The sequence below is a fragment of the Thalassolituus sp. UBA6592 genome, from assembly GCF_002433655.1.
Classification (GTDB): domain Bacteria; phylum Pseudomonadota; class Gammaproteobacteria; order Pseudomonadales; family Oceanobacteraceae; genus Venatoribacter.
Genome location: NZ_DJIO01000091.1, coordinates 1 through 4,716, shown reverse-complemented (window position 1 = coordinate 4,716; position 4,716 = coordinate 1). Strand labels below are relative to the sequence as shown.

The 4,716-nt window shown below is 54.2% G+C and carries 3 protein-coding genes; 1 reads left to right on the top strand and 2 read right to left on the bottom strand.

Going from position 1 to position 4,716, the window contains the following annotated elements; translation table 11 throughout:
• Together B2Z72_RS08775 and B2Z72_RS08770 are read right to left on the bottom strand one after the other, a co-directional pair.
• A partial coding sequence (locus tag B2Z72_RS08775) for a homoserine kinase (RefSeq protein WP_297004611.1) occupies positions 1-865 on the bottom strand: 865 nt, incomplete at its 3' end.
• Positions 866-1,010: 145 nt separating this feature from the next.
• Complete coding sequence (locus tag B2Z72_RS08770; RefSeq protein WP_296981043.1) at positions 1,011-1,304, bottom strand: DUF2782 domain-containing protein; 294 nt, start codon at positions 1,302-1,304, stop codon at positions 1,011-1,013.
• 81 nt (positions 1,305-1,385) lie between these two features.
• Between B2Z72_RS08770 and polA the strand changes: the two genes are divergently transcribed.
• The gene (polA, locus tag B2Z72_RS08765; RefSeq protein WP_296981045.1) at positions 1,386-4,169 is read left to right on the top strand and encodes a DNA polymerase I; all 2,784 of its coding nucleotides are present in this window, start codon (positions 1,386-1,388) and stop codon (positions 4,167-4,169) included.
• Positions 4,170-4,716 lie beyond the last annotated feature (547 nt).

The following is a 4,716-nucleotide window of genomic DNA, read 5'->3' as shown; positions in this document are numbered from 1 at the left end:
GAATACGGCGGGTCAGCAGACGGCTAAGCCAGAAGCGCAGAGCCGCACCTCTGAGCACCAGATTCCAGTTTGCCAGTTCCGCATCGCTGAGCGCACGGACACTGCTGTAGCCCTGATGCAGAGCTTCGATACAACCGGCTTTCCACTCACCACTGCTGTCGCAGCACCAGTCGTTGGCGATGATCGCCAGATCATACAGCCAGGTACCTTCGCAGGCGTTATAGAGATCGAGAATCGCGCTGGCAGCGGGCTGCTCGGCTGAGGTATCGAACAGCGCGTTGTCGTGGAACAGGTCGCCATGAATCCAGCCCTGCGGCAGGGTCAGCCACTGTTCACGATGAGCCTGCTGATACACCAGCTCTTCATCCAGCACCGCCTGTTCCTGCGCACTGAGGTCGGATTTCAGCTCAGGGCTGATGTTAATCCACCAGTCGAAACCACGGGTGTCGGCGCGGCGCGGATGCAGATCATCCGCCGCCAGATGCATTTCTGCCAGTGCTTTGCCAATAGCGAAACAGTGCGCCGGCTGCGGGTCAGCAATATGCTCACCGGGCAGACGCTGGCAGAGAATCGCGGGTTTGTTTTTCAGGTTGTGCAGCCAGACATCACTGTGATCGACCAGCGGGGCCGGCACGTTCAGTCCGCGGCGGCCCAGATGGCGCGCCAGACGCACGAAGTCACGCACCTCATCGGTGTAGTGATGCTCGAACAGTGTGAGTACATACTCACCGGTGGACGTGGTGACGAAGTAGTTGGTGTTCTCAATGCCGGCAGCGATGCCTTTGTGCGAAATAAAGGTACCCAGATCGAACTGGGCGATAAATTCTGCAACTTCCTGATGGTTCAGGCTGGTATATACCGACATGGGGTGTTCCGGAAACTTCTTTAAATACGGGATGTTAGACGCATCGTCCGAAGCTGAACAGCCGCAGGCTGCTCAGTTGTCGCAATCAGGCAAGCGAAGCGGACGATTCCGCCCTGTCGTTGCCTGACCACGCGGCAAAGCGGGCTTACCAGCGGAAGATCACCCACTTAGGTACGCGCATATTAGGGTTATCTTTACGCACGAATTCGCCGTCTTCCTGCTGCGACGGAATCAGGTAGTACTCAGGGCCCACTTTCGGCACCACTTTGATTTCACTGATCTCGCCGTTGACGCGGAATTCGTAATAGGTGTTGTCGCCATCGTTGCGGATGGTGATGGTCTCGGCCGGATCCGCCGCCTGAGCAGCAAGCGGCACCAGCAGGCTGATGGCCATAACAGCGGAAGCCAGCAGGCCTTTCAGAAGTTGTTGTGGCTTCATGTTAAACTCGCCTCAGATTAAGAATTCAGTTCCGCCATTGTACGTCGTCACCGGCGGAAACCCCAGTTCAGGAATGTACACATGTCAAAACCCATTGTTCTGGTAGATGGTTCCTCCTACCTGTTCCGCGCCTTTCACGCCATCCCGCTGCTGACTAACTCAAAAGGTCTGCACACCAACGCGGTGAAGGGCGTGATCAGTATGATCCGTAAGCTGCAGAAAGATTTTGCCGACTCGCAGCTGATCGTGGTGTTCGATGCCAAAGGCAAAACCTTTCGCAACGATGTTTACCCGGAATACAAAGCCAACCGTCCGCCAATGCCGGAAGAACTGCGCGAACAGATTGAACCTATCCACAATATTATCCGCGCTATGGGTCTGCCGCTGCTGATCGTCGAAGGTGTAGAAGCAGATGACGTCATCGGCACACTGGCCGCCCAGGCCATTGATCATGATATGCCGGTTGTCGTCTCCACCGGCGATAAAGACATGGCGCAGCTGGTCAACAGCCACGTTACCCTGATCAACACCATGACCGATACCACCATGGACATTGATGGGGTGAAAGAAAAATTCGGCGTGCCGCCGGAGCACATCATCGACTATCTGGCGTTAATGGGTGACAAGGTCGATAACATTCCGGGCGTTCCTAAAGTGGGCGAAAAAACCGCCGTTGGTCTGGTGGCTGGCCTTGGCAGTCTGGAAGATATTTACGCCAATCTGGATAAGGTCAAAGAGCTGGAATTCCGTGGTGCCAAAACCATGGCCGCCAAACTGGAAGAGCACAAAGAGCAGGCATTTTTATCGAAAGAACTGGCTACCATTAAGTGCGATGTTGAGTTGGAATTCGGGCTGAGCGACGTAAAGAGCAGCGCCACCGATAAAGACACGCTGCTCGATCTGTTCCGCCATATGGAATTCAAAGCCTGGATCGCTGAACTCAGTGGCGATGCGCCTGCTGGCAACAGCAATAAATCATCGTCCGTTGCCAATGATGGTTCGGTTCCCGGCGCAGATATCGAACTGCCGCCAGCCTTTGACGGCGAGGTGGAATACGCCATCGTTTATGAGCAGGCTGACCTCGACGCCTGGCTGGAAAAACTGAAAGCCGCAGAGCTGTTCGCCTTCGATACTGAAACCACATCGCTGAATTACAAAGAAGCACGCATCGTTGGTTTATCGTTTTCTGTCGAAGCCGGTAAGGCCGCTTATGTGCCCCTGGCCCACGACGACGTCTGCGTGCCGGAAGGCAAAACCCAGCTTAACCGCGAAGACGTGCTGGCTCAGCTGAAACCGATACTGGAAAGCACTGAGCATAAAAAAGTCGGCCAGCATATGAAATACGATATGCACGTGCTGGCCAATCACGGCATTTATATGCGCGGCGTGCAGTACGACACCATGCTGGAATCCTATATTCTCGATTCCGTTGCCACCCGCCACGATATGGACAGCCTGTCGCTGAAATACCTTGGCCACAAAACCATTTCTTTTGAAGAGATCGCCGGTAAAGGTGCCAAACAGCTGACCTTTAACCAGATCGCTATCGACACTGCCGGGCCATACGCTGCCGAGGACGCGGATATTACCCTGCGCCTGCATCAGCACCTGTGGCCACAGCTGGAAAAAGTTGGCCGTTTAAAAGATGTCTTTGAAAACATCGAAATGCCGGTCATGCCAGTGCTGTTCGAAATGGAAGAAAACGGCGCCTTAATCGACGCCGATAAACTGCACGAGCAAAGCCAGCAGATTGATGTGCGCCTGCAGGAACTGGAGCAGGAAGCCCATAACGAAGCCGGTCAGGTATTTAATTTAGGCTCGCCGAAACAGCTGGCGGAAATTCTGTTTGAAAAACAGAACCTGCCGGTGAAAAAGAAAACACCGAAAGGCGCGCCATCTACCGCGGAAGAAGTGCTGCAGGAGCTGGCCGACGACGGCTACGACCTGCCACGCTTAATTCTTGAAAACCGTGGTCTGGCCAAACTGAAAAGTACTTATACCGATAAACTGCCACTGATGATTGCCAGCGATACCGGGCGTGTACACACCTCCTATCATCAGGCGGTGGCCGCTACCGGACGCCTGTCGTCCACCGATCCGAACCTGCAGAATATTCCGGTACGCTCTGAAGAAGGACGAAAAATCCGTCAGGCGTTTATTGCCCCTGAAGGCTATAAACTGGTAGCTGCCGACTACAGTCAGATTGAACTGCGCATTATGGCGCACTTATCCGGCGACAAAGGCCTGCTCGATGCCTTCGCGCAAGGTCGCGACGTGCACCGTGCAACAGCAGCCGAAGTATTTGAAGCCGCTGAAGCGGATGTGACCGACAATCAGCGCCGTGCCGCGAAAGCCATTAACTTCGGTTTGATATACGGCATGTCAGCTTTTGGTCTGGCCAAACAGATTGGCGTTGGCCGTGGCGAAGCGCAGGAATACGTTAACCTGTATTTCCAGCGTTACCCGGGCGTGCGCGAATATATGGACAACACCCGCGAACAGGCAAAAGAAAACGGCTTCGTTGAAACCATCTTTGGCCGCCGCTTATACCTGCCGGAAATCCGCAGCAAAAATGCACCTCGCCGCCAGCATGCTGAACGTACCGCGATCAACGCGCCGATGCAGGGCAGTGCCGCTGACATCATCAAACGCGCCATGATCCGCGTATATAACTGGCTGCCTGACAGCAGCTTTGATGCCCGCATGTTAATGCAGGTACACGATGAATTAATTCTGGAAGTGAAAGAAGATCAGGCAGAAAAATTTGCTGCTGAACTGAAAGCACAGATGGAAGCCGCAGCGGAATTAAAAGTGCCGCTGGAAGTGGACGCAGGGATTGGTGACAACTGGGAGCAGGCGCATTAAGCGCAGGCTCTTCGTTTAATGGTGGGCGGAGCCCACCCTACGCCGACAATAAGCCATTTTTCGCGTTCCAATGCGACTGCGTGGGAATGCTGATGTGTTACATGGTGGCCAGCTGCGCTGGGTAGATTTTGTTTTAATTTGATTTGCCTCTGCGGGGCTCGCCTGACCGCCATGGATGGCGGAAATGCCTGAAGTGCAGGAGCACGTCTTCAGGCCCTGCGCCCCAACGTGGGGAACTTCTCCCCACACCCCTGCTTTCCGGCGCGTCCGTCGTTTAACGGTTTTCTCCTTGTCATCCCGGATCGCGCAGCAATTCGCCCGAAATTACTTTTAAAGAAACCTGAATGAGTAGAGAAATTTCGGGCAGGGCTGCGCTTTACTCCGGTCTGACTGGCGTCAAAAACCTACGCCGCCCGATGCCGGTGAAACCGCCTCCGCGATGCCGTTCTTTAAACAGGAGTTATTTTAAGACTCGTCGGTATTACCACACAGGAGTGTGAGACAAGACAAATTATTTTGTATCCCGTAGATACCATCTCTCCCAACC

Coding starts and splice junctions, on each gene's coding strand:
- B2Z72_RS08770 (WP_296981043.1), bottom strand. CDS start 1,304: ATGAAGCCACAACAACTTCTGAAAGGCCTGCTGGCTTCCGCTGTTATG.
- polA (WP_296981045.1), top strand. CDS start 1,386: ATGTCAAAACCCATTGTTCTGGTAGATGGTTCCTCCTACCTGTTCCGC.